The 24,980-nt window shown below is 70.8% G+C and carries 26 protein-coding genes; 7 read left to right on the top strand and 19 right to left on the bottom strand.

Features of this window, described 5'->3' with window-relative positions:
• The first annotated feature begins 31 nt into the window (after positions 1-31).
• The 6 genes from D6270_RS25305 (at position 32) to D6270_RS25280 (ending at position 7,015) form a co-directional block, all read left to right on the top strand.
• Entirely contained in the window at positions 32-421 is a 390-nt protein-coding gene (locus D6270_RS25305) for a hypothetical protein (protein ID WP_158650547.1), read from the top strand.
• 311 nt (positions 422-732) lie between these two features.
• Positions 733-2,574: an FtsK/SpoIIIE domain-containing protein gene (locus D6270_RS25300; RefSeq protein WP_109163361.1), complete on the top strand. Its 1,842-nt coding sequence runs from the start codon at positions 733-735 to the stop codon at positions 2,572-2,574.
• Between the two features lie 94 nt (positions 2,575-2,668).
• On the top strand, positions 2,669-3,517 hold the full coding sequence (locus D6270_RS25295) for a bifunctional DNA primase/polymerase (protein WP_109167276.1): 849 nt from the start codon (positions 2,669-2,671) through the stop codon (positions 3,515-3,517).
• 3 nt (positions 3,518-3,520) lie between these two features.
• Positions 3,521-5,005, top strand: coding sequence for an AICE element replication initiation protein (locus D6270_RS25290; protein WP_109163362.1), 1,485 nt, complete (start codon positions 3,521-3,523; stop codon positions 5,003-5,005).
• 443 nt (positions 5,006-5,448) lie between these two features.
• The gene (locus D6270_RS25285) at positions 5,449-5,682 is read left to right on the top strand and encodes a helix-turn-helix domain-containing protein (protein WP_109163363.1); all 234 of its coding nucleotides are present in this window, start codon (positions 5,449-5,451) and stop codon (positions 5,680-5,682) included.
• A gap of 76 nt (positions 5,683-5,758) precedes the next feature.
• Entirely contained in the window at positions 5,759-7,015 is a 1,257-nt protein-coding gene (locus D6270_RS25280; RefSeq protein ID WP_109163364.1) for a tyrosine-type recombinase/integrase, read from the top strand.
• A 681-nt stretch (positions 7,016-7,696) separates the two neighbouring features.
• Here the strand turns inward: D6270_RS25280 and D6270_RS25275 are convergent.
• The 5 genes from D6270_RS25275 to rpsB form a co-directional block, all read right to left on the bottom strand.
• Positions 7,697-8,782, bottom strand: coding sequence for a phosphatidate cytidylyltransferase (locus D6270_RS25275; protein WP_109163365.1), 1,086 nt, complete (start codon positions 8,780-8,782; stop codon positions 7,697-7,699).
• Positions 8,782-9,339: a ribosome recycling factor gene (gene frr / locus D6270_RS25270; protein WP_018509617.1), complete on the bottom strand. Its 558-nt coding sequence runs from the start codon at positions 9,337-9,339 to the stop codon at positions 8,782-8,784. Before frr ends, D6270_RS25275 begins: the two co-directional genes overlap by 1 nt.
• 116 nt (positions 9,340-9,455) lie before the next feature.
• The gene (gene pyrH, locus D6270_RS25265) at positions 9,456-10,232 is read right to left on the bottom strand and encodes a UMP kinase (protein ID WP_109163366.1); all 777 of its coding nucleotides are present in this window, start codon (positions 10,230-10,232) and stop codon (positions 9,456-9,458) included.
• Between the two features lie 161 nt (positions 10,233-10,393).
• Positions 10,394-11,230: a translation elongation factor Ts gene (gene tsf / locus D6270_RS25260; protein ID WP_030569540.1), complete on the bottom strand. Its 837-nt coding sequence runs from the start codon at positions 11,228-11,230 to the stop codon at positions 10,394-10,396.
• A 99-nt stretch (positions 11,231-11,329) separates the two neighbouring features.
• Entirely contained in the window at positions 11,330-12,256 is a 927-nt protein-coding gene (gene rpsB, locus D6270_RS25255) for a 30S ribosomal protein S2 (RefSeq protein WP_109163367.1), read from the bottom strand.
• 278 nt (positions 12,257-12,534) lie between these two features.
• Here rpsB and D6270_RS25250 point away from each other — a divergent pair, with 278 nt between their 5' ends.
• Positions 12,535-13,476 carry a peptidoglycan DD-metalloendopeptidase family protein gene (locus tag D6270_RS25250; RefSeq protein ID WP_382775621.1) on the top strand — a complete coding sequence of 314 codons (942 nt, stop codon included), beginning with the start codon at positions 12,535-12,537 and terminating at the stop codon, positions 13,474-13,476.
• Here the strand turns inward: D6270_RS25250 and D6270_RS25245 are convergent.
• From D6270_RS25245 to rimM, 14 genes are all read right to left on the bottom strand, one after another.
• Positions 13,427-13,984, bottom strand: coding sequence for a TetR/AcrR family transcriptional regulator (locus tag D6270_RS25245; protein WP_018488723.1), 558 nt, complete (start codon positions 13,982-13,984; stop codon positions 13,427-13,429). The genes D6270_RS25250 and D6270_RS25245 overlap by 50 nt on opposite strands.
• A gap of 129 nt (positions 13,985-14,113) precedes the next feature.
• A complete protein-coding gene (gene whiG / locus D6270_RS25240; RefSeq protein WP_109163368.1) occupies positions 14,114-14,950 on the bottom strand; it encodes an RNA polymerase sigma factor WhiG in 837 nt (278 codons plus the stop codon).
• A 253-nt stretch (positions 14,951-15,203) separates the two neighbouring features.
• The gene (gene dprA, locus D6270_RS25235) at positions 15,204-16,316 is read right to left on the bottom strand and encodes a DNA-processing protein DprA (RefSeq protein ID WP_109163369.1); all 1,113 of its coding nucleotides are present in this window, start codon (positions 16,314-16,316) and stop codon (positions 15,204-15,206) included.
• Between the two features lie 92 nt (positions 16,317-16,408).
• On the bottom strand, positions 16,409-18,031 hold the full coding sequence (locus D6270_RS25230; RefSeq protein WP_109163370.1) for a YifB family Mg chelatase-like AAA ATPase: 1,623 nt from the start codon (positions 18,029-18,031) through the stop codon (positions 16,409-16,411).
• Complete coding sequence (locus D6270_RS25225) at positions 18,031-18,390, bottom strand: YraN family protein (protein ID WP_109163371.1); 360 nt, start codon at positions 18,388-18,390, stop codon at positions 18,031-18,033. The genes D6270_RS25230 and D6270_RS25225 overlap by 1 nt, the downstream gene beginning before the upstream one ends.
• Before the next feature lie 165 nt (positions 18,391-18,555).
• Positions 18,556-18,864, bottom strand: coding sequence for a DUF2469 domain-containing protein (locus tag D6270_RS25220; protein WP_003965949.1), 309 nt, complete (start codon positions 18,862-18,864; stop codon positions 18,556-18,558).
• A 40-nt stretch (positions 18,865-18,904) separates the two neighbouring features.
• On the bottom strand, positions 18,905-19,417 hold the full coding sequence (locus D6270_RS25215) for an NUDIX hydrolase (RefSeq protein ID WP_109163372.1): 513 nt from the start codon (positions 19,415-19,417) through the stop codon (positions 18,905-18,907).
• Positions 19,414-20,160 (bottom strand): signal peptidase I, encoded by a 747-nt coding sequence (lepB, locus tag D6270_RS25210; RefSeq protein WP_109163373.1) that lies wholly within the window; start codon positions 20,158-20,160, stop codon positions 19,414-19,416. The genes D6270_RS25215 and lepB (D6270_RS25210) overlap by 4 nt, the downstream gene beginning before the upstream one ends.
• 50 nt (positions 20,161-20,210) lie before the next feature.
• Positions 20,211-20,951 carry a signal peptidase I gene (gene lepB, locus D6270_RS25205; protein WP_225976944.1) on the bottom strand — a complete coding sequence of 247 codons (741 nt, stop codon included), beginning with the start codon at positions 20,949-20,951 and terminating at the stop codon, positions 20,211-20,213.
• Positions 20,952-21,006: 55 nt separating this feature from the next.
• The gene (gene lepB, locus D6270_RS25200) at positions 21,007-22,107 is read right to left on the bottom strand and encodes a signal peptidase I (RefSeq protein ID WP_225976943.1); all 1,101 of its coding nucleotides are present in this window, start codon (positions 22,105-22,107) and stop codon (positions 21,007-21,009) included.
• Positions 22,100-22,873 (bottom strand): signal peptidase I, encoded by a 774-nt coding sequence (lepB, locus tag D6270_RS25195; protein ID WP_109163375.1) that lies wholly within the window; start codon positions 22,871-22,873, stop codon positions 22,100-22,102. Before lepB (D6270_RS25195) ends, lepB (D6270_RS25200) begins: the two co-directional genes overlap by 8 nt.
• 71 nt (positions 22,874-22,944) lie before the next feature.
• Positions 22,945-23,295, bottom strand: coding sequence for a 50S ribosomal protein L19 (rplS, locus tag D6270_RS25190; RefSeq protein WP_109163376.1), 351 nt, complete (start codon positions 23,293-23,295; stop codon positions 22,945-22,947).
• A gap of 129 nt (positions 23,296-23,424) precedes the next feature.
• Positions 23,425-24,246: a tRNA (guanosine(37)-N1)-methyltransferase TrmD gene (gene trmD, locus D6270_RS25185; protein ID WP_109163377.1), complete on the bottom strand. Its 822-nt coding sequence runs from the start codon at positions 24,244-24,246 to the stop codon at positions 23,425-23,427.
• Positions 24,246-24,848 carry a ribosome maturation factor RimM gene (rimM, locus tag D6270_RS25180; protein ID WP_109163378.1) on the bottom strand — a complete coding sequence of 201 codons (603 nt, stop codon included), beginning with the start codon at positions 24,846-24,848 and terminating at the stop codon, positions 24,246-24,248. The genes trmD and rimM overlap by 1 nt, the downstream gene beginning before the upstream one ends.
• Positions 24,849-24,980: the final 132 nt, after the last annotated feature.

Below are 24,980 nucleotides of genomic sequence, written 5' to 3'. Positions count from 1 at the left end.
CACCGCACCGGCCACCCCCACAACCGGCCTGGTGCGGCTCCACGCCGAGCAGACCGGGACGGTCGTCTACGTCCCCGGCCCGGACGGGTCGATGGTGGCGGTGCTCCGTGAGCATCTGCCCACCGCCCCCGCCGTCTACCAGCCGCGTGACCTGACCCCCCTGCCGTTGTTCGACCCGCGCGCCCAGCGCATCGCCGCCGGCGGCCTGCTTGCCGGTGGTGCCGGGTGGGGTGCCGGTCAGCTCCTGCTCGGTGCCGGTCAGCTCGTGAGCGCCGCCGCCGGTCTCGGGTCGCTCGTGATGTGGGCCGCCATCGCCGTCGTCGCCTCCCGCATCGCCCCCGCCGTCCTCGGTGCCGGGCGGCCCACGACGGTGCACAACACCACGGTCCACAACCGGTGGTTCGGCCGCTCCACCCACTGAAACCGCCCAGCGCCCCAGAGAGCGATCGGGCCCCCTCGCGAAAGGGGTTTGACCCCCGGCCCCCTGGACGGCCGCTCAGCGGCCTCCCAGGGGGTTGCACGGCCCCGATTTCGACCGCCCTACGCGCGCGGGCGCGTAGGGCCCCCACCCCCCGGACGGCTCAACTCTGCAACTTCGCAGGTCAGGGCCGGTTGCGGGGGTTCAACCGCCGCTGTTGACGCAACCAGCAGTGGCTACCTGTGCAACTAGGGCGGGCCGGTGTCGCCACGCAACGGCGCACCGGCCCTTATCCACGGTCTTGGAGGACTCTCGTGGACTGGAAGCAAGCATGGTCGACCACCACCAACACCACCACCACGGCACTCGATTCGCTCTCCCCGGTGTTCGTGCCGTTCGCGGTGCGCTGGGATCTGGAGGCCGATCGCCGCAACAAGCTCCGCACCTCGGAGCACTTGAAGGCGCTCATGGCGGCGCAGAAGGAGCACAACGCCGCCCGCTCCACCCTGTCGACGGCCAAGTCGCAGAAGCTCACCGCGCGGGCCGCGTCGAGCAACCCGTTCGCCGCGTCCCGCCGCGCCGCCCGCGTCGCGACGAAGGCTGCGTCGTCGCATGAGCGGGACACCCGGGCCAAGCTCAAAGAGGCGCGGGTGAACTACCCGACCACGCTCAAGGCCCGCGCGATCCAAGCGCACTCGGTGCACGCCGTGCCCGGCGTCATCGCGACTGCGCTCATGTCCGCCCAGCACCTCACGCTCTGGCCTGCCACCACGTCCGCGCTGCTGATCGGAGCGAACGCCGCCGCGCTCGGGCTCGGCCGTCGTCGGGCGCGGGTGGTGGTGGATGAGTCGCTGTCGCTGGAGGAGCGTCAGCTCATGGAGCGCCTGGACCCGTCGTATTGGGTGGAGCACGCCCCGGACCGTGGCCTGTCCGGCACGGTCACCACCCCGCCCACGATGGAGCCGGGCGGAATCCGCTGCGAAATCCGACTCGATGGCACCTGGACCGTCAAGACGCTCTCCGACAAGGCCGACTCCGTCCGGGCGTTGCTCGGGGCGCGGACCGCGCTGCGGGTCCGGATCACGTCGGCTTCGCGTGGTGGGTGGGCGGTGGTGTCGTTGGCGACGCGGTCGGCAGCCGCGGGCGTCTCCTCGCTGTGGACCCCCGACCGCATCCCCGCCGACCCGCTGATGATGAGTCTGGGTCTGGACACCGAGACCGGGGACGAGGTGCTGGTTCCGTTCGATGAGCGGCTGTTGGTCTCCGGTGCGTCCGGCACGGGCAAGTCGTGGTCGTTCCGCCCGCTGATCGCGACCGCCCACCTGCGCGGTGACGTGGTCCTGATCGACGGCAAGGGTGAAGAGGCCAACATCTGGGAGAACGTCTGCCGCGTCGCTGTGGAGGCCGACGAGATCACCGCCACGGTGGACGACGGGCATGCGGAGATGACCCGCCGCAAGCACGACATGAAGAAGCGCGGCATCAGCGTCTGGGACGGCCGGCAGCTCACCGTCGTCATCGACGAAGGACAGGTGATCCTCGCCCTGATCCAGCGGGACAAGGACCGCCTCCAGCGGCTCATCGAGCTGTCCTCGCTGGGCCGCTCACGTGGGGTGGTGCTGTGGTGGGCCACGCAGTACCCGCTCACCGACGGGGCCGCCCCCGGCGTACACAAACTGATCGCCCCGAACCTGCTGACCCGCTTCTCCCTGCGGGTGGCTGGCACGACTCAGGCCCAGGTCGCCCTGGACGACTGCGCCCACTACGCACCCCACCAGATCCCCGACGGGCGCGAGTACCGGGGACACGGCTACCTCAAGGGCTACGGGCCGCGCATGCTGCGCACCTGGACCCTGGATGACACCGGCGTCCGCGCCCTGCCCAAGTCCATCTGGACCCCCGGCAACCCCACCACCGACCAGGCGACCTCGGCACCGTTGCGGCTGGTCAAGAACACCGCCCCGTCCGGGATCGCGTCCAACCGGGACAAGGTGCTGGGCGCCGTACAGGCGGGCGCCCGGACGGCCAAGGAAGTGGCCGACGCGACGGGCCTGAACAAAGGCACCGTCTCCCGCGAGATCAAAGCACTCTCCGCGTCAGGTGCCCTTCAGCGCACCGCCGACGGGCGAATCCTGCCCGGCCAGCAAGCCGCCTGAGCACCCACACCACGCAACGCCAAGGGCGGCCCCCGCCTCGCCAAAGTCTGGGGCCGCCCTTGTGATCCAGCACAACGAACTGGAGGACCCCAGCATGACCCAACCCACCACCATCCGGCGAGACCACCTGCACATCGCGTTACACCTTGCGGCCCAGGGCGTGCCCGTCCTGCCGCTGCGCGCGGGGAAGGTCCCGTTCGGGAACTGCCCCGCCTGCCGGGACAACGCCTGCGGCGGCCGGCCGAACATGAAGACTCCCGGCCCCTGCGCGTGCCCCCGCCCGTGCCATGCATGGGCCGCCGCCACCACCGCCCCCGACATCATCACCGGGCCCGCGTGGGCGCCGGTGTGGAGGGAGGCGGCGGCCGTCGCCTGGCACCCAGGCGGTATCGGGCTGACCGTGGTCGACCTGGACCACGCCGACGCGGTCGCGTGGGCCCGCCGGACGCTGCCCGCCACGCGGACCGTGCCGACCACGCGGGGCGAGCACTGGATCTACGAGGGGGCGATGCCGTCCGCGAACGCGGTCTGCGACGGTGTCGACATCAAGTCGACCATGGTCTACGCCCGGTGGCTCGGCACCGGCACCGGCACCATGACCGTGCTCCCAGACGCGGTGCGGGCCCTGATCGTGAAGAAGCCGTCGCCCGTCCGGCCCGTCACCGCGCCCGTGCCCGCCGGGGGCGGGGAGTGCCGGCACCGAACCCCCGCCTACCTGGAGCGCGGTATCGCCATGGCCGAGCAGCGGATCACCGCCGCGACGAGTGGTGTGCACGCCACGGTGTACCGGACGTTCCTCGCCGTGCTGTCCGCACACGGCCGGTGCGGGTGCCTCACCGACTCCCACGCCGCCCGGCTGTTCGCCGCCGCGCAGACCAAGGGCGAAAGCCCCCGGCACTGCACCGATGCCTGGTCCAACGCCCGCACCGCACTGGGGATGTGAGCCATGTCCGAGGACGAGAAGAACCCGGCGCGTGAGGTCATCAGCGACTACGCGCAGTCTCACTTCCGGTACTTCCGTACCGCCGACGGCACCGTCTACGCCCAGAAGAACGGCCACCCCGTCGCCCGTCCGATCCGCTCGCAGGGCACGACGGGCAGCCACCGGCAGGAACTCATGGTCGGCATGTTCCGCGACGGGGTCGGCGTCTTCAACGGCACCGCCCTGAAGGAGGCGCTGGACCTGATCGAGGCGCTGGCGATGACCGAGACCACCCAGGCCGTGCACATCCGCGTCGCGCCCGGGTTCGACGGAGCCACCTGGCTCGACCTCGGCCGCGCCGACGGGCAGTCGGTACGTATCCACCCCAACGGGTGGGAGATCACCGTGCCGGACCCGCGTGAGGTGTGCTGGCGGCGTACCCAGCTCACCGGGGAACTTCCCCTGCCGGCCAAGGACACCGACGGCAAGGGCATCGACCTGCTGATGCGGCTGTGCAACTTCGCCAACGCCGAAACCGAATGCCTCGCCATCGCGTGGCTGATCGGCTGCCTGGGGCCGGGCGTGCCCGTCCCGGCCCCGTTCCTCACCGGCCCGCAAGGCGCGGGAAAGTCGACCGGCGGGCGGATGCTGGTACGGATTGTGGAAGGCATGAGCGGGGACCTGCGCCGGGCCCCGAAAGACGAGGAGAACCTGATCGCGGCCGTCGCCGCAGGATGGGTCACCGCCCTCGACAACCTCTCCCACATGACCCCGGACCTGTCCGACGCCATGTGCTGCATCGTCACCGGAGCCGAATCCGTCAAGCGCGCCCTGTTCACCGACGGGGACGTCCACCGGGCCCGCTACCGCCGCCCGCTCCTGCTGACCGGGATCGATGTCGGGGTCATCCGCCCGGACCTCGCGGAGCGGCTGCTGCCGCTGCGGTTGGAGCGGCCCACGGTCCGGCGGACCGAGGCGGAGTTGTGGGCGGAGTACGAGGAGGTGCTGCCCGTGGTCCTCGGGTCGCTCCTGGATCTCACGGTCAAGGTCCGGGCCGCCGTGGCGGAGACGCCCACGGATCTGCGGATGGCGGACTTCGCCCACCTCTGCGCCCAACTCGACACCGCTACCGGGCTCGGAGCGCTGCCCGCGTACCGGGCCAGCCTGGACGACCTCAACGACGACGTCATCGAGGGCGACCTGCTCGCGCAGACCGTCCTCCAGCACGCCGAGAGCCTCGACCCCGGGGGCGAGCAGCGGATGACGTCCACGGAGTGGCTGAACGTCCTGAGCCGCCTCTACAGCGGGGAGGAGCTGCGGCCCCTGCCGAAGGGGTGGCCGACGACGGGCAAGGTGCTCTCCGACCGGCTCAAGCGCCTCCAGCCCACCCTCGCGGCCCGGGGCGTCCTCATCGACAGCGGACGCACCAAAGCGGGCCGCTATCTCGAAATGACCCGCCCGGCCGCATCCCCGCCCCCTGAGCAGCCGGAGCAGGAGGCGGCGTTCTGACCGCACCAGTTCCCCCCGGGGACAAGCAAGAGGAGCACGCCGCGCCGGGTGCTCCTCTTGCTGTTCGGCGGAACGCCGCCCAAGAGGCGTGCCCGAAGGGCCCCTCACTTCGTCTGAAGAACCACCGCTACTACTACAGACACCCCCTCTCTTTTCCTAAGTAGGGAAGGTCTGCGTCACCTGCGTCACCGGGGACGGAGAACGGCCCCCCACCTGCACCGGAAGGGGTGACGCAGACGCCGAATCCTGCGTCACCCCTGCGTCACCCGCGTCACCTCCGCGTCACCCGGTGACGCCGAAGGTGACGCAAGGGTGACGCACACCCGATCCGCTGCGTCACCCAAACACGCAGGTCACAGACCCAGATGACGCGGGTGACGCGGTGACGCAGAAATACGCACCTCGGACAACCACGCCGCCCACCGCCGCCCCATGGAGATCCCATGGCACCGAAAGCCGACCCCCGCGCCACCCTTCGGAGCGGCCTCCCGGACCGCTACCTCACCCCCGACGACATCGCCGAAATCTTCGAGGTTCCCAAAGAGACCGTCTACGCCTGGCGCAAGAAGCAGATCGGCCCACCCGGCTTCCGCATTGGCAAGCACATCCGTTACGACCCTGCCGAAGTGCTCGCTCACGTCACGCACCTCAAGACCGTCGACCGCGAAGCGGCCTGACCTACATCACGACCTCTCGCAGGGGCACGACCACCACCAGGTCGTGCCCCTGCCGCGTACGCAACAGGAGCTCCCCATGGCCGGCCACATCCAAGACCGCTGGTACAAAACCGAGCCCGGACCTGACGGGAAGCCTCGCCGGGTCAAGAGCGACCGATGCGGCATCGGACTCCGCTACCGCGCCCGCTACGTCGGTCCCGACGGCACCGAGAAGTCCAAGTCCTTCCCTGACCGACAGAAGCGACTCGCTGAGAACTGGCTGACCAACGTCGCTTCCGACATGTCCCGGGGCCAGTACATCGACCCGCGCGCAGCCCGCGTCACGTTCAAGGGCTACGCCGAGAAGTGGCTCAAGGCGCATAGCGCGGACCTGTCGAGCCAGATCGTCACCGAGCAGCGTCTACGTCTGCACGCCTTCCCCATCCTCGGATCGCGCCCTCTCGACTCCTTTCGGCCGGAGCACCTTCGCGACCTGGTGAGCGCCCTTGAGGCCAACCCGGGCGTGAGCGGCGCGTACGCGCGCAACATCTACGGCGACGTTCGAGCCGTGCTGAGTGCGGCCGTGGACGACGGTCTCCTCCCCCGCAACCCGTGTTCCGCAAAGTCCGTGCGCCCACCATCGGTCGAACGGCGGCGGGTCATCCCATGGCTACCCTCGCAGGTTCAGGGTGTCCGCCAAGCCCTTCCCGAACGCTACCGGGCCATGGTGGACACGGGTGCTGGCTGCGGGCTCCGGCAAGGGGAAATCGTGGGCCTGGCTGAGGACGCGATCGATTTGGAGACTGGCGTCCTGCGGGTCGTTCGGCAGGTGAAGCTCATCCAGGGCAAGGCCGTGTTCGCCCCACCGAAGTGCGGCAAGGAGCGAGACGTCCCGCTCCCCGCCTCGGTGGCCGAAGCGCTGCGAGCACACATGGACGCCTGCAAACCGGTTGCGGTGACCCTGCCTTGGCGCAAGCCCGACGGCCCCAAGGTGTCGGTCCGCCTGCTCTTCACAAATGCCGCGAGTGGGATCGTGTGGCGAAGCAACTTCAACATCCAGGAGTGGAAGCGGGCGCTGGCAGTAGCCGGGCTCATCCCGGAAGCTGGGCCGGACGGCAAGTATGCGTCGGCGCGGGAACATGGGATGCACGCCCTGCGACACTTCTATGCGTCCGTCTTGCTGGACGCCGGGGAGAACATCAAGGCTGTCAGCCAGTATCTGGGTCACACCGACCCCGCGCTGACCCTGCGGGTGTACGCCCACCTGATGCCGAGCAGCCGTGACCGCACTCGCCGGGCCATTGACGCCGCTCTGAGTGCGCAGGGTGACAGCACCAGCTTCCGGAAACCCTGAGCGACCTTCGATTCATACCTAGGTACCGCTTCTCGTATTGCTATGCAATACGGAAGTGGGTATCTAGGGGCACAATCAAAGGAATCTGCCCCAGGTCACCCTTGTGGGTGTCTGGGGCAGATGGCAAGCTACATAGTGCGGCCGTAACTCCACGCGCCGTACTACTGAGTTGTGGCTTCTGTGTGCTCCCGGCAAGGTTCCACAGAAGCTGGGACTCCCGCATGCACTGGGAGCAATCCGAGTATGGAAGAAGACCTGGCGGACGTCCAGCCCTCACCGCGAAGAGCGTGGGCAGTGACCACTGTGTACGTATCTTCCCTGACCGCTGGCGTGGCGCTCATCATCTCCGGCGCTGCGTCGCCAACCGAAGCGTCAGGCTTCGTCGCGATGTTTCTACTGACCTACGAGAACCCTCGCCTAGGACTCGGAGGGTTCCGCCAGTGACGCTCTCGGGTGATTGACGGCCCACAGACGGCCCAAAGGTGCGCTTGCGGCCCCTGAGTGGCACTGAACGTGCTGGTCAGGGGCCGTGCGGTGCCGGATCGCCGCCAGTTCTCCGGGCTTAGGCATGGTTCATCCAGTGTCGCAGAAAGACGGGTGAGGGCCCGCCGCCCTGTGGACGACGGACCCTCACTCGTGGAACGTGCAGGTGGGGCGTGGTGCGCGGCCTGATGAGGAAGCTCAGCCGGACCCGACGAACACCACCAGCAGCAGCCAGACCACCGGCGCGGTCGGCAGCAGCGAGTCCAGCCGGTCCATGATGCCGCCGTGGCCGGGGAGCAGGGTTCCCATGTCCTTGATCCCCAGGTCCCGCTTGATCATGGACTCGCCCAGGTCACCGAGGGTGGCGCTGACGGCGACCGCCAGACCGAGGAGCAGCCCCTGCCACCAGGCGCCGCCGTCGATCAGGAACTCCATGCACAGGGCACCGGCCACCATCGCGAAGGCGACGGCGCCGAGCAGGCCCTCGCGGGTCTTGCCGGGGCTGATGCGGGGGGCGAGCTTGTGGGTGCCGAAGCGCCAGCCGACCGCGTACGCCCCGGTGTCGCTGACGACGGTGAGGACGAGGAAGACGAGGACCCGCCAGTGCCCGTCGTCCGCCGTCAGCATCATGGCGACGAAGGTGGCCAGGAACGGGACGTAGAACGCGGCGAAGACGCCCGCGGTGACGTCCTTGAGGTATCCCTCGGGCGGCTCGGTCATGCGCCAGACCAGCACCGCCAGGGCGGTCAGGGCCATGGCGACCCAGGCCCCCTCCGCACCGCGCGCATAGCCGGCGACGACCATCGCGGCACCGCCGACGGCCAGCGGGATCAAGGGCGCCTTGATGCCCTTCCGCTCCTGCAGCCGGGAAGTCAGCTCCCAGAGGCCGACGACGACGGCGAGGGCGACCACGCCGACGAAGACGGCCTTCACGATGAACAGCGAGGCGACGATGACGGCGCCGAGCCCCACACCGACCCCTATGGCGGCGCGCAGATCACGCCCCGCACGCTTCTTCTGCGGCGGGGACGGCAGCGGGGTGGACATGGGCTCCTGCGGCATCTCGTCACGGAACAGGGGGCCGCTGACGTGCGCGGCGTCCCCGTCCCGGCCGTCGCGGCTGGCTGCGTCTCTACCTGCGTCGGGAACGTCCGGCACGTTGGGCATGGGCCGAGTCTGCTGGGCTTCACGCACATCGTAGGCGGGACCCGCCGAGGCGACCCCCATCTCGGGGGCACCCCGGTAACCGGCTCCCTGCGGTGCGCCCCAGGAAGAGTCGTTCATCAGACTTCGAGCAGCTCGGCTTCCTTGTGCTTGAGCAGCTCGTCCACCTGTGCGACGTACTTCGCGGTGGTGTCGTCGAGCTCCTTCTCGGCGCGGCGCACCTCGTCCTCGCCGGACTCCTTGTCCTTGACCAGCTTGTCGAGGGCTTCCTTCGCCTTGCGGCGGATGGAGCGGATCGAGATCTTGGAGTCCTCGGCCTTGGTCTTGGCGACCTTGATGTACTCCTTGCGGCGGTCCTGGGTGAGCTCGGGGAACGTCACACGGATGATGTTGCCGTCGTTGCTCGGGTTGACGCCGAGGTCGGAGTCGCGGATCGCCTGCTCGATGTTGCGCAGCGCGGTCTTGTCGAACGGCGTCACGACGGCCATCCGCGGCTCGGGAACCGAGAACGAGGCCAGCTGGTTGATCGGGGTCAGCGCGCCGTAGTAGTCGGCGACGATCTTGTTGAACATCGCCGGGTGCGCGCGGCCGGTACGGATCGCCGCGAAGTCCTCTTTCGCGACGACGACGGCCTTCTCCATCTTCTCCTCGGCCTCGAGGAGGATTTCTTCGATCACCACGTGCTCCTGCGTGTCTTGAGCGGGCCCGTCACCGACGGGCCCTACGGGTCCTGCGTCGCGTCCTCACCTGCACGGTGTCCGACCGGCAGGCCGTTGTCCATCCTGGGGGGCCGTCAGGCCCGGGTGCTCTCGTCGCTGACGAGCGTGCCGATCTTCTCACCCTTGACCGCACGGGCGATATTGCCCTCGGCGGTCAGCTCGAAGACGAGGATCGGAAGCTTGTTGTCACGGCAGAGCGCGATGGCGGTGGCGTCGGCGACCTTCAGGTCGCGCGTGATCACCTCGCCGTACTCCAGCGCGTCGAACTTCACCGCGTCGGGGTTGGCCTTCGGGTCGGAGTCGTAGACCCCGTCCACGCCGTTCTTCCCCATGAGCAGCGCCTCGGCGTCGATCTCCAGGGCGCGCTGGGCGGCGGTGGTGTCGGTGGAGAAGTACGGCATGCCCATGCCCGCGCCGAAGATGACGACGCGCCCCTTCTCCAGGTGCCGTACGGCGCGGAGCGGGATGTACGGCTCGGCGACCTGGCCCATGGTGATGGCGGTCTGGACGCGCGAGTCGATGCCCTCCTTCTCCAGGAAGTCCTGGAGCGCCAGGCAGTTCATGACGGTGCCGAGCATGCCCATGTAGTCGGACCGGGCCCGGTCCATGCCGCGCTGCTGGAGCTCGGCACCGCGGAAGAAGTTGCCTCCTCCGATGACCACCGCGATCTCCGCGCCGTCGCGTACGACGGCGGCGATCTCGCGGGCGATGGTGTGCACGACGTCGGGGTCGACGCCGAGGCCGCCGCCGCCGGCGAATGCCTCACCGGAGAGCTTCAGCATGAAGCGCCCGGAAACCTTGTCGTCGTCGCGCTTGTCGTCGGCCTTGGTGGCGTCCGCGCCCTTGTCCATGGAAATTCTCCTCGTGCACATACGAAGAAGGCCATTGCCGGTGGGTCTGGTGTCCCTACAGCGGCAATGGCCTCCTCGTCAGATCTGCGGTCGTCCGGCGTGAGTGCGGCCGTCGACTGCACCAGACCCTATCGGGTCCGGCGCTGTTCGCCCGGACGGACTCAGATGCCGACCTTGATGCGCGAGAAGCGCTTCAGGGTGACACCGGCCTCGTCCAGGACCTTCTGGACGGACTTCTTGGCGTCCAGCGCGTACGGCTGGCCGAGAAGCGTGGCCTCCTTGAAGAAGCCGTTGACGCGACCCTCGACGATCTTCGGGAGGGCGGCCTCGGGCTTGCCCTCGGCGCGGGTGGTCTCCTCGGCGACGCGGCGCTCGGCCTCGACGACCTCGGCCGGGACGTCCTCACGGGAGAGGTACTTCGGCGCGAAGGCGGCGATGTGCTGGGCGATGCCCTTGGCCAGGTCGGCGTCGGCCTTGTCCAGCTCGACCAGGACACCGATCTGCGGGGGCAGGTCGGGCATGGTGCGGTGCATGTACACGGAGACGAAGTCGCCGGTGAACTGCGCGAAGCGGTCCAGGACGATCTTCTCGCCGAGGTTGGCGTTGGCCTCGTCCACGTACGCCTGGACGGTCTTGCCGGGCTCGATCTCGGAGGCGAGGAGCGCGGCGATGTCGGCCGGGGAGGTGGCGGCGACGTGCGCGGCCAGCGCGTTGGCGACGGCCTGGAACTTGTCGCCCTTGGCGACGAAGTCCGTCTCGCACTTCAGCTCGAGGAGGACGCCGGACGTCTTGTCCTCGGAGATGAGGGAGACGACGGCACCGTTCTCGGCGGAGCGGCCCTCGCGCTTGGCGACGCCCTTCTGGCCCTTGATACGGAGCGCCTCGACGGCCTTGTCGACGCTGCCGTCGGCCTCGTCGAGAGCCTTCTTGCAGTCCATCATGCCGGCGCCGGTGAGCTCGCGGAGCTTCTTGACGTCAGCGGCGGTGTAGTTCGCCATGAGTCTGTATGTCTCTTTCGAAGTCTGAAAGATCTACGGGTGAACGGCGGGGGCGGCGCTTGTGGCACCGGCCCCCGCCGTCAGCAGCCGTGACGGGTGTCAGGCCTGCGCGGCGTCCGCGTCGGCGGCGGGGGCCTCGGCAGCGTCCTCGGCCTCGGCGACGGCCTCGGCCGGCTTCTCGGCGTCGGCGACCTTCTCGGTCTCGGCGGAGGACTGGACCTCGGCGGCGGCCGCGGTCTCGTCCTTCTTGTCGCCCTCGAGCAGGTCGCGCTCCCACTCGGCCAGGGGCTCGCCGGCGGCCTTCTCGCCCGGCTTCGAGTCACCGGTGGCGGCACCGGAGCGGGCGATGAGGCCCTCGGCGACGGCGTCGGCGATCACGCGGGTGAGCAGGGTGACGGAGCGGATCGCGTCGTCGTTGCCCGGAATCTTGTAGTCGACCTCGTCGGGGTCGCAGTTGGTGTCGAGGATCGCGACGACCGGGATGTGGAGCTTGCGCGCCTCACCGACGGCGATGTGCTCCTTCTTGGTGTCGACGATCCAGACGGCGCTGGGCACCTTCTGCATCTCGCGGATACCACCGAGGGTCTTCTCCAGCTTGGCCTTCTCACGCGAGAGGACCAGGAGCTCCTTCTTGGTGAGGCCGGAGGCGGCCACGTCCTCGAAGTCGATGAGCTCCAGCTCCTTCAGACGCTGGAGGCGCTTGTAGACGGTGGAGAAGTTGGTGAGCATGCCACCGAGCCAACGCTGGTTGACGTACGGCATGCCGACGCGCGTCGCCTGCTCGGCGATGGCCTCCTGGGCCTGCTTCTTCGTACCCACGAACATGATGGAGCCGCCGTGGGCGACGGTCTCCTTGACGAACTCGTAGGCGCGGTCGATGTACGACAGCGACTGGAGCAGGTCGATGATGTAAATGCCGTTGCGCTCGGTGAAGATGAAGCGCTTCATCTTCGGGTTCCAGCGACGGGTCTGGTGACCGAAGTGGACGCCGCTTTCCAGCAGCTCCCGCATCGTGACGACGGCCATGGCCGTACTCCTTGAGGTGCTCGGTTATCGCGACCGCAGGTTTGCGTTCGCGCCTGACGCCCCGAACGCGCCGTGCCACGAGGGACCGAGGGGCGCGGCCACCGCCTCGGAAGAGGGAGGTGGCGGGGCGTGCGAAGTCGACCCGGTGACCCGGATCGCCACAAGAAGTGTACGGGACCCGCTGAGTGCCGGGTGACGGCGATATCCACAACCGGGGAGTAGTCCACAGGGGCGGACCATGATCCCCGGAATCCGGCCGTCCGGGGGAGCGTTGATCCATGCGATTCCTGAGCCTGCCACTCCGTCCGCCCGGCCCGCTCCGGCGGCGCGTGCCGATGTTCCTGCTGGTGATGGCCCTGGCGGTGGCGTTGTCACCGGCCCCGGGCGGGCTGTCCGCCGGAGTGCGGCTGCTGCCGGCCGGAGCCGGGGAGGCGCCTCCGGCGACGGGCTGGCCGGACGACGGGGGTGAGGGCGGCTTGGGCTCCGTGGACGGCGGGGACGGGGCGGGCGCCGGGGGCGGCACGGGCCCCGTGGGCGGCGGGGACGGGGCGAGCAGCGGGGACGAGGCGGGCGACGGCGGGGGCGGGGCCGACACCGGGGACGGCACAGGCGCCGAGGACTCCGGGGACGCCGACGGCACCTTCGCGGAGCTGGACGGGGGGCCTGTCTGGCCGCTGGTCGGCAGGCCCTCGGTGTTACGGGGGTGGGATCCGCCCGCCACCCCGTACGGGCGCGGCCACCGCGGCGTCGACCTGGCGGCCCGGCCGGGCGACGCGGTCCTGGCCACCGCCACCGGCAGGGTCTCGTTCGCGGGGCGGGTGGCCGGGCGCGGGGTGCTCGTCGTCGAGTTGGCCGGGAGCGGGGCGCCGCCGTTGCGCACGACGTACGAGCCGGTGCGGGCGCTGGTGGACAAGGGCGACAAGCTCGTCGCGGGGCAGCCGGTCGGAGTGCTGGAGCCGGGGCCGTTCCACTGCGTCCCGGGCTGTCTGCACTGGGGGCTGCGGCGGGCCGAGGTATATCTCAACCCGCTCCTGCTGCTGCCGCCCGCCCTGCTGCGGCGCGGCCCGTCCCGGCTGCTGCCGGTCTTCCAGGTGCCGGAACCGGAAGGGCCGGCCGAACCAGGCGGGAAGCCCCGGCCGGAAGGGGCAGCGGCACCAGGAGCCGCCGGGCTCAGCCGCGTACGCCGCGCAGGATCATCGCGACGGCGGTGTCCGCGATGACACCCGGCTCCTCCGCCACGCTCAACTCGATACGGCGCACCGCGGCGTCCACCGAGCCCTGCAGGAGCATCGCGGCCAGCCTCGGCTGGGTGTGGCCGAGGTCGCCCAGCGCTTCGACGATCATGGCGATCAGCCCGCCGTGCGCGGCCCGGATCTTCTCCCGGGCGCCGGCGTCCAGCTCGCTCGCGGAGATCGCGACGACCGCCCGGTGGCGGCGGTCCCCGACGAGGTCGAGTTGGCGGCGCACATACGCCTCGATCTTCGCCTCGGGGGTCTCGGCGCGCTCCATCGCGTTCTCGACCTCGGCCGCCCAGACGGGGAAGTCGACGGCGCAGAGCTCCTCGACGACGGCGGCGCGGGAGCGGAAGTACTCGTACACGGAGGACCGGGCAAGGCCCGTGCGCTCGGCGAGTGCGGGGAAGGTCAGCGCCTCCGTACCGCCCTCGGACAGCAGGGAGCGCGCGGCGTCCAGGAGGGCGCCGCGCTGCATGGTCCGGTGCTCGGCCACGGAGGCCGCTCGAATCCTGGGCACGTATCCACTCTACGGCGGCAGGTGCCGGAGGGAAGGGCAGAGCGTCGGTCCGGGTGGCCGGAGGGACAGGATCAGCCTCGGCCCGAGTGGCCGGAAGGAGGAGTTTCAGCGGCCCGCATCGGCCAGTTTGGCCCGGAGCTGGAGCACGGATTTGGTGTGGATCTGGCTGACCCGGCTCTCCGTGACGCCGAGGACGTTGCCGATCTCCGCGAGGGTCAGCCCCTCGTAGTAGTAGAGGGTCACCACGGTCTTCTCGCGGTCCGGGAGCGTGTTGATGGCGCGCGCGAGCAGCCGTCTGAGCTCGCGGTCCTCGGCGACCTCCACCGGGTTGTCGGCGGCGGTGTCCTCCAGGGTGTCCATCAGGCTCAGCCGGTCGCCGCCCTCGCCGCCGACGTGCAGCAGCTCCTCCAGGGCGACCACATTGGCCAGCGACAACTGGCTGAAAACCGCGTGCAGTTCCTCCAGGGCGATGCCCATCTCCGAGGCGACCTCGGACTCGGACGGGGTACGCCGCAGCTGCGCCTCCAGCGTGGCGTAGGCGCGCTCCACGTTCCGCGCCTTCTGCCGTACGGACCGGGGGATCCAGTCGAGTGCCCGCAGTTCGTCGATCATCGCGCCGCGGATCCTGGTGATCGCGTACGTCTCGAACTTGATGGCCCGTTCGATGTCGAACTTCTCGATGGCGTCGATCAGTCCGAAGACTCCGGAGGAGACGAAGTCCGCCTGCTCCACGTTGGACGGCAGCCCCACGCTCACCCGGCCCGCGACGTACTTGACGAGCGGCGAGTAGTGCAGGATCAGCTGCTCCCGCAGCCGCTCGTCGCCGGAGGTCTTGTACGAGCGCCACAGTTCGTCGAGGGAGGAGGGGGCGGGAGGGCGCACAGTGCCACGCGCAACCGGTGGTACTGCCGCGCGGTCAGACCCGGAGGTGTGCTGGGGCATGTGGTGCCTTGAGCCGTTCTGCCGTGAAGTGCTGGGGGACTTCTGTCTGGGGCGGAATCCTTGTGAGCGTAGCGTGACTGCGGTGTCGCAGTCCGCACAGGAGTGGAGATCCGGGCTGCGTGATCGCGTTCTGCCGTTCACGCCGTCCGCGCCTGCCGGGAGCCGGGGCCGTCGTCGTGGGCGAGGACCCCGGCAGGTCACCGATCGATCGTGCGAGGTCATCGGCCTTACCTTTTCACCCGAATGCTCCAGGTCAAGAACCGCCTCGCCGTGCGTCGCCGTTGCGGGGTGACGGAGGCGTCAACCGCCAGCCGTCGCCTTCGCGTTCGACGAACCCCAGTGAGTGCAGTTCGTACAGTCGCCCGACCGTCTCGTCGGCGGAGAGGCCCGCGTCGCGAGCGAGGTCACGGGGGCTGACCGGACCGTGGTACGGGAGGGCGTCGAGGACCCGTGCCGCCGCCGGGTCCAGCCCGTCCCGGGGCAGCACCGGGCCGCGCCGGTCCGGTGCGAGGTCACCGATGTCCCCGATCAGCTCGGCGACTTCGGACGCGTCGGTGACCAGCACGCCCTCGCCGCGGAGCAGTTCGTGGACACCGGCCGACAGCCCGCTGGTGGCGGGCCCCGGCACGCCCATCACGAGCCGGCCGAGCCGCTGCGCCTGCCGGGCGGTGACGAGGGAGCCGCTGCGGTACTCGGCCTCCACGACGACCGTTCCCCTGGTCAGGGCGGCGATGACCCGGTTGCGCAGGACGAACCTGCCGCGGGTGGGATGTGCGCCCGGCGGCAACTCCGCGACCACCAAGCCCTGTTGGGCCACCCGTCCGATCAACTCCGCGTGGCCCCGCGGATAGGGGACGTCGACGCCGCAGGCCAGCACCGCCGCCGTCGCGCCGCCCACGGCCAGGACCCCGCGGTGCGCCGCCCCGTCCACGCCGAAGGCGGCTCCCGACACCACCACCCAGCCGCGCTCCGCGAGCCCGGCGCCGAGGGTCGCCGCCATGTGTGCCCCGTACGGTGTGCAGGCCCGCGCGCCGACCACCGCGACCGAGCGCAGGGCCCACAGCCGCAGGTCCGGGCTGCCCCGCACCCAGAGCGCCACAGGCCGCGCGTCCCCCAGGTCGTCGAGTTGGCTCGGCCACTCCTGGTCCCCCGGGCAGACCAGGCGCCCGCCCAGGGCGTCCACCGCCGCCAGGTCCCGCTCGGGTTCGGCCGCCGCCGCCCGGAGCCGGTAGCCCTCCAGCCGTACGGCGGTCATCCCCGGCAGCCCCTCCGCCGAGCCGTCCGCGACGCGGAGCGCCCGTAACAACGCGACGGGCCCGGCCCGCCGCAGCCACGCCCCGGCACGCTCGTCCCCCGGCTCCAGCACCCGCGTCAACGCGGCCCGCGCAACCCGCTCGGGCTCCGGCCGCACCCCCTCGGCGACCGGGCCCCGTGAAGGCGCCCCCTGCCCCGCCCCCCTCACAGCGCCCCTGCCTCCATCGGCGCCCCGCGCTGGATGCCGGTCCGCAGCTCCAGGGCGACCGCGACGTCATGGTGCTCCGGCCGGGGCGCGCCCCTCAGGTCGGCCACCGTCCAGGCCACCCTCAGCACCCGGTCCAGCCCCCGGGCCGTGAGGAGTCCGCGCTCCAGGTCCCGTTCCGCCGCCGCCAGCGCCCCGGGGGCCGACAGCAGCCGGGTCCGCAGCTCATGGCCGGGGACCTCGCTGTTGGTCGTCCACGGCGTCCCGGCCAGCCGCTCCGCCGCCCGGGCCCTGGCCTCCCGTACCCGTGCGGCCACCACCGCCGTAGGCTCCCCCCGGCCCTCCGGCTCCAGCAGGTCCGCGCGGTCGACCGGCTCCACCTCGACCCGCAGGTCCACCCGGTCCAGGAGCGGGCCGGACAGGCGGGCCTGGTAGCGGCGGACCACCGAGGGCGGGCACTCGCAGCCCGCGCCGGTGAGGGTGTGCCGCCCGCAGGGGCACGGGTTGGCGGCCAGCACCATCAGGAACCGGGCGGGCAGCCGCACCACCCCCGCCGCCCGCGCCACCACCACATGGCCCGACTCCAGCGGCTGCCGCAGCGCGTCCAGAGCCTTGCCCGAGAACTCCGGGGCCTCGTCCAGGAAGAGCACCCCCCGGTGGGCCAGCGAGACCGCCCCCGGCCTCGGCATCCCGTTGCCCCCGCCCACCAGCGACTGCATGGTCGCCGAGTGGTGGGGGGCGCAGTAGGGCGCCCGGGAGACGAGCGGTTCACCCGGGGGGAGGATGCCCGCCACGGAGTGGACCGCCGTCACTTCGAGGGATTCCTGCCGGGTCAGTGGCGGCAGAACCGCCGAGAGCCGCTCGGCCAGCATGGTCTTGCCCGCGCCCGGCGGGCCCGAGAACAGCAGATGGTGTCCCCCGGCCGCCGCCACCTCCAGGGCCTTGCGGGGGCGCAGCTGTCCCGCCACGTCCGCCAGGTCCGGGGTGTGGCCCTCGCCGCGCGCGGAGGCCGGGGCCAGGCCGGCGCCGAGGCCGGTGCCCGGGACCATCAGTCCGGCGAGCATGGCGTCGGGGCGCCCCCCGTCGTCGACGGGCTCCTCGGGGACCGGCTCGTCGCAGAGGACGGCGATGAGCTGGCGCAGGCTCCGGACGCCGAGGACCGAGACGCCCGGCACCAGCGCGGCCTCCCCGGCCGTCTGCTCGGGGACGACCACCTGTTGGTAACCGGCCTCGGCCGCCGCGAGGACGGCCGGGAGCACGCCGCGTACGGGACGGACCCGGCCGTCCAGGCCCAGCTCGCCGATCATCACCACGTCCGCGATCATCGCCGGGTCGATCCGCTCCGCCGCGCCGAGGACCGCACACGCGACGGCGAGGTCGAAACCCGAACCGCTCTTGGGGACCGAGGCCGGGGAGAGCCCGACCGTGAGCTTCTTCTGCGGCCACTCGGCACCGGAGTTGACCACCGCGGCCCGCACCCGGTCCCGGCTCTCGATCAGGCTCTTGTCCGGCAGGCCGACCAGTGTGAAGGCCGCCACCCCGGGCTCCAGGTCCGCCTGGACCTCCACCACCACGCCCTCGACGCCGACCAGCGCCACGGAACACGCCCGTGCGTACCCCATCAGGAGACCCCCCGTGCGTGCTCGGTGACGGGGGCGCCGCGCCGGGGCACGATCACCCCGACCAGATCGATCCGGACCCCGCCGGCCGGTGGTCCCCCATGCTTCTCCAGCCAGATCTCGGCGAGCCGTCGCAGCCGGTCCGCCTTGACCGGCGTGACCGCCGCCATGGGATGTTCGAACCCGCCCGACCTGCGGGTCTTCACCTCGCAGAAGACCAGTGCGTCGCCGTCCCTGGCGACGATGTCGACCTCTCCGGCGCGACACCGCCAGTTGCGCGTGATCACGGCCATTCCGGCGTCGGTCAGCAGCCGTGCCGCCAGGTCCTCGCCGTACCGCCCGAGTGCCCCCCGTGCGTTCATCTCTCCACCACCTCCGGCACCGACTCTGGCCCGGCCGGACGAAGGTTGTGGATCTTGGTGGATAACTTCCCCGATGTGGAAAACCCGGCCACCCACATGGGTGACCGGGCCCGTAGCCGCGTGTCGCACGAGTCGGCGGCCCCATGACGCGCGGGCCGCGCGGGGTCAGCCTCCCGGAAGTTCCAGATCGCTCTTGTTGAGCTCTTCGATGTTGACGTCCTTGAAGGTCAGCACGCGGACCTGCTTGACGAACCTAGCGGGCCGGTACATGTCCCAGACCCAGGCGTCCGCCATGGACACCTCGAAGAAAACCTCACCCTGGACGGAGTGCACCTGCATCTCGTAGTCGTTGGTGAGGTAGAAGCGCCGTTCGGTCTCGATCACATATTTGAACAGACCGACGACATCGCGGTACTCCCGGTAGAGCTTCAGCTCCATCTCGGTCTCGTACTTCTCGAGGTCCTCGGCGCTCATGGCATGTTTCCCCTTCAGCCGTGCGTCCCCCCATTGTGCGTCAGCCTTCGCCGCCCCTGGACGATCGGACGATTTCGGGGGCGAGGACCAAAGGAACACGCGAGGGACCCTCGTCGAGGAGCGTGCGCAGCAGCTCGGCGAGTCTGGTCGGGTACACCGTCTCACGCGCCGCGAGAAGTTCGGCGGAAGTCCACCACCTCAGACCTGCGACGCTGCGCAATTCGAGCTCGGTGAGCCCCTGGGGGGCGGTCGCGGTCTGTGCCGTACGGGCCAGGAAGTACCACTCGTCCTGGTCCCAGCGCCGTCCGTCGAAGGGGAAGGAGCAGATCCGCTTCCAGAGCACCGGGCCCAGCTCGATGTCGGTGATGCCGGTCTCCTCGGCCAGCTCGCGGCGGGCCGCCTCCTCATGGGTCTCGTCGCCCTCCAGGCCGCCGCCGGGCGTGAACCACCAGTTGTCGGCGGGGTCGTCCGGCTCATGGCCGTGCAGCAGCAGGATGCGGTCGTCGGGGTCCAGGAGCACCACCCGGGCGACCGGGCGCAGGGGGCCGGTCACGCGGCGGTCCGCCGACGGCGTGCGGAGCGGGCGGCGAGGGGCCCGTACGCCGCTCCGCCGAGGATGAGGACCACGCCCACCAGCACGGCGCCCACCTGGAGCGGGAGCGGGCCGTCGGCGGAGACTCCGCCGGGGAGCGCGGCGAACGAGTCGGGGCGGCCGATCATGCCGTTCATCGGCCAGGCCACCGCGTCGACCCGGGCCTGGACGGCGCTCAGGGGTACCGAGCCCTGCCCGGCGTCCTCCAGATGGACCCGGGAGTCCAGGGAGGTGGACCGCTCGTCGCCGAGGAGGAAGATCTGGCCCTCCGGCACCTTGGCGGAGAAGTTCTGCGGCGAGGCGGGCGCCCGCGTCCCCGCGGCGGCGGGGCCTCGGTGGATGTACGGCTCCTCGACCGGGGTCCCGCCGACGGTGAGCCGGCCGTCCTTGTCGCAGCAGGCGACCGTGTCCCCGCCGACGCCGACCACGCGCTTCACCATCGGAGTGTCGCCCCAGACGCTGTCGGTGAAGACCACCACATCACCGCGCCGGACGTCGGCGCCCGCTATTCGCTCCGCGAGCACCCGGTCTCCGGCGTTGACCGTGGGGGACATGGAGTCGGTGGGGACGGCGTAGGGCTTGTAGACCACCGCCGCCCAGAGGAACCCTCCGAGGAAGAGCACACAGCCGACGGCCACGGCCAGGCCCGACACCATGGTGCCGGTCCGGCCGCGGCCGTCGTTCTCGCGTTTCGTACGGCTCATCACAGCGCTCCCCCATCGGAGATCGACAATCGCTGATCCGAGTCGGCACCCTACCCGGCGGTACGCCCGGCGGTCAGCCTCCTGCGCCGCCAGAACACGAGGGGCAGCGCTCCGGCCACTCCCAGTGCGGCCGGGGCGATCGCGGCGGCCGCGTTCAGACCGGGCTGGTCGAACGTGCTGGGGATGGGCAGGGTCGCCCAGCGGCCCACGGGCCAGGCGACGACGATCGCCCGGCCGACGACCTCGTCGTTGGAGACGGTGCCCTGACCGGGCAGCTCCTGGTGGTAGCGGGAGTCCAGGGAGTTCTGCCGGTGGTCGCCCATGACGAAGATCCGGCCCTCCCCGACCTTGATCGGGCCGAAGGGCTTGTCGTTGCACGGGGTGTTCCCCGGGAAGATGAACGACTTCTCGTCGAGTGCCTTGCCGTTGACCGTGACCGGCCCGTTCTCCTTGCACTCGACGGTGTCGCCGCCGACCGCGATGACCCGCTTGATCAGGTCCTTCTCCTCGGACGAGGGCATCAGACCGATGAAGCTGAGGAACTTCTGCGCCACGTTGGGTTCCGGGGCCGCGGTGTCCTCCAGCCAGCCGCCCGGGTCGTGGAAGACCACGACCTCGCCGCGCTCCGGCTCCGAGCCGAACCAGGGGGTCAGCTTGTCGACCAGCACCCGGTCGCCCCGCTGGAGGGTGTTCTGCATCGAGTCCGAGGGGATCGAGAACGCCTGGATCAGGAACGTCTTGATCAGCAGCGCCAGAATCAGCGCGATTCCGATGAGCAGCGGCAGCTCCATCCAGAAGGAGCGCTGCTTCCTGGAGGGCCTGCCACCGCCCGGGGTACCGTCACCGTCACCGCCGCCCGAGCCACCACCGTCGCCCTCCGGCGGGACCGTCGCCCCGCCCGCGGGAGACTCGTCGCGCTCCCGCCGGTCCTCGGGTTCGTCGTGTCCGGATCGTGCGCCGACCGCCAAATCCCCCACATCCACTCCTCAGTACGTGCCACTGCCCGCGCCCCATCCGGCGCAGGCCCACCACTCCCATAACGAGCGGGAGTTCCGCAGGGGTCGGGAGCCGGACCATTCCGTCGCGATCCGGTGTGGCAACCCTATGCGACGGCCCCGGAACAGCAGCCTCCGAGCCGCTCGCGCGTGCCACCGCGGCGAAGGCCTCGCGCTCCTCCAGGGTGGTCCAGTTGGAGAACGGCCAGGCGATCACGACGGCCCGCCCCACCACCTCGTCCTCGGAGACCGTGCCCTTGCCGGGCGCGTCGAGATGGAAGCGGGAGTCGGCGGAGTTGGACCGGTGGTCGCCCATCATGAAGAGGCGTCCCGCCGGGACCTCCACCTCGAACTGGACGGTCGAGGGCCGGTCGCCCGGGTGCAGATAGGGCTCGGTCAGCGGTACGCCGTTGACGGTGACGCGACCGTCGGTGCCGCAGCACTTCACGGTGTCGCCCCCGACGGCCACCACCCGCTTGATCAGGTCCTGCTCGTCGTCGGAGGGCAGCAGGCCGATGAACTTCAGCGCCTCGGTGGCCTGTTTGACGCCGATGGGCGGATCCTCCTTGTCGGCGGCGTTCTCCTGCTGGAGCCAGCCGCCGGGGTCCTTGAAGACGACGACGTCCCCGCGCTGCGGCTTCGACCCGAAGTTCGGGGTCAGCTTGTCCACCAGGACGCGGTCGCCGATCTTGATGGTCTGCTCCATCGATCCGGACGGGATCACGAACGCCTGGACGAGGAAGGTCTTCAGCACGAGCGCGATCAGCAGCGCCAGCACGATGAGGACCGGTATCTCCTTCACCGCGGACCTGCGCCGCTTGCGCCGGACCTTCTTGGCCAGCTTGCGGCGCTCGGCCCGGGTCGGCAGCGAGCGGGGCGTGGTGGGCCGGCTCCCGGTCGGCAGCGGGACGTCGGGGGCCGGGGCGCCACGCGGGCGCCCGCGGTTACCCATGCGCCCCGCCGGGTGCCCGTACGCCGTCGAAGGCGCCGGTCCCCTCCAGACCGCCGATCCGGGCGGGCGGCCAGCCCAGCCAGTCCACCCGGCCGATCACCTTCTCGACGGGGACCATCCCGCCGCCGGGCGATCCGAGGTGGTCGCGGGAGTCGCTGGAGCGGCTGCGGTGGTCGCCCAGCACCCAGAGCGTGCCCCGCGGCACCACGATGTCGAACGGGGCCGCGGAGGCGGTGTCGCCGGGGTGGAGGTACGTCTCGTCCACCACCACCCCGTTCACCTGGAGCCTCCCCCGCGCGTCGCAGCAGACGACCCGGTCGCCGCCCACCCCCACGACGCGCTTCACGAAGTCGGTGTCGGGGGGCTCGGCGAGGCCCAGGGAGGCGGCCGCCCCGCGCGCCGACGCGGCCAGCGGGTTCGCGTCGAGGTCCTCCCGTACGAAGGAGCCTGTCCCGTCGAAGACCACGACGTCCCCGCGCCGGGGCTCGGTGCCGGAGCGGTACGCCAGCTTGTTGACGAGCACCCGGTCCCCGACCCGCAGGGTGGGCTCCATGGAGCCGCTGGGGATCAGGAAGGGCTGGACCACGAAGGCGCTGAACAGCAGCAGCCCGGCCGTGCCCGCCACCCCGGCGAGGAGGACGCGCCGCCGCCAGGGCCGTACACGGGCGAAAGTCCTCCGGACACGCGAGAAGCGCGACCCCTCCTCGGACCCGGCACGGGGTTCCGAGGAGCGATCGCGCTCCGAGTGCTCTGCTTGCGTGTCCATCGCGGCCGAATCCTATCCGGCCGCGCTGTGGACACCAGGGGGCGCCTTGCCGGTCACCCCTTGGAGGCAGGTCAGTTGTCGCGCTTCTCCTTGATCTTCGCGGCCTTGCCGCGGAGCTCACGGAGGAAGTACAGCTTGGCGCGACGGACGTCACCGCGGCTGACGAGCTCGATCTTCTCGAAGATCGGGCTGTGCACGGGGAAGGTGCGCTCGACGCCGACGCTGAAGGAGACCTTGCGGACCGTGAAGGTCTCGCTGACGCCCGAGCCCTGGCGGCGGATGACGACGCCCTTGAACTGCTGGATACGGGAGCGGTTGCCCTCGATCACTCGCACGTGGACGTTGACGGTGTCACCGGGGCGGAACGCCGGGAGGTCCGACCGGAGGGTGGCGGCGTTTACGCCATCGAGCAGGGAAGACATGAGTTCTGCTTTCTTCGCCGATGCCACAGGTCATCGACGGGATATCGAGAGGAGTCCGGAGTGCTGATCGCGTCGGGCGGGCGTCTTTCCCCCTGTGGCAGGGGCGCACGCCGGACGTACAGCAGAGGCCTATTCTTCCACGGCGGTGGGCCTGCGCCAAAATCGGCCGCCGGGCTCCGGGGCGAAGCCGAGGATGGAGAGGATCTCGCGGTCCTTCTTGTCGAAGGCGCCGGACTCGCACCGTTCGATCAGATCGGGCCGGTTGAGGGCGGTCCGGGCGAAGGCCTGGTCCCGACGCCAGCGGGCGATCTTCCCGTGGTGGCCGCTGAGCAGGACGTCCGGGATGCCCCGGCCGCGCCACTCGGGCGGCTTGGTGTAGACGGGGCCCTCCAGGAGGTTGGCCATCGCGCCCGGTGCGAAGGAGTCGTCGCGGTGGGACTCGGCGTTGCCGAGGACGCCGGGCAGCAGCCGGGCGACGGCCTCCGTGATCACCAGGACGGCGGCTTCCCCGCCGGCCAGCACGTAGTCGCCGATGGAGACCTCGACGACCGGGATGCGGGTGGCGTACTCGTCGATCACCCGGCGGTCGATGCCCTCGTACCGGGCCGGGGTGAAGACCAGCCAGGGCTTGGCGGAGAGCTCCACGGCCAGTTCCTGGGTGAAGGGGCGGCCGCTGGGGGTGGGCACGACGAGGACCGGGGCGTGCGCACCGGACTCGTACCCGTCGGCCAGCGCCTCGTCCAGCGCGTCGCCCCAGGGCTCGGTCTTCATGACCATGCCGGGGCCGCCGCCGTAGGGGGTGTCGTCGACCGTGTTGTGCCGGTCGTACGTCCACTCCCGCAGGTCATGGACGTGGACGTCGAGGACCCCGCGGGCGCGGGCCTTGCCGACCAGGGAGACGTTCAGCGGGTCCAGGTACTCGGGGAAGATCGTGACGACGTCGAGTCGCATCAGACGTCGCCCTTCGGCGCCTCGCCGGACTCCTCGGCCGCCACCTCGTCGGACTCCGCCTCCTCGTCGCGGGAGGAGACCACCACGGCCTCGCTCTCGTCGATCAGGCCGGGCGGCGGGGTGATGACCGCACGCTGCTCAGCCAGGTCGATCTCGCTGACGATCTCCTCCACGAAGGGGATCATCACCTCGCTGCCGTCGGGGCGCTCCACGATGAAGAGGTCCTGCGAGGGCAGGTGGGAGATCTCGGTGATCCGGCCGATCTCCGTGCCGTCGGCGAGGACGACGTCCAGGTCGATGAGCTGGTGGTCGTAGAACTCGTCCTCGTCCTCCGGGAGCTCCTCCGGGTCCACGTCGGCGATCAGCAGGGTGTTGCGCAGGGCCTCGGCGCCCGTGCGGTCACGCACGCCCTCGAAGCGCAGCAGCAGCCTGCCGCTGTGCACCCGGCCCGACTCGATGGTCAGCGGACCGGTGGCCGCCGGGTCGGTGGCCAGGACGGCACCGGGCCCGAGCCGCAGCTCCGGCTCGTCCGTTCGTACCTCGACGGTGACCTCGCCCTTGATGCCGTGGGCGCGGCCGATCCGCGCAACTACCAACTCCACGCTGTTCTCCGATTGATGGGGTGGGGACCCGAGTTGATGGGGTGGGGACCCGGCCTGTCACGGGAATGACCGACGACAAAGGCCGGGGACGGCTCGAAAGCCCTCCCCGGCCCTGGCCGGTGTTCAACTGCG

The organism is Streptomyces griseus subsp. griseus, assembly GCF_003610995.1.
GTDB lineage: Bacteria > Actinomycetota > Actinomycetes > Streptomycetales > Streptomycetaceae > Streptomyces.
This window is presented reverse-complemented; position numbering and strand designations above follow the sequence as displayed.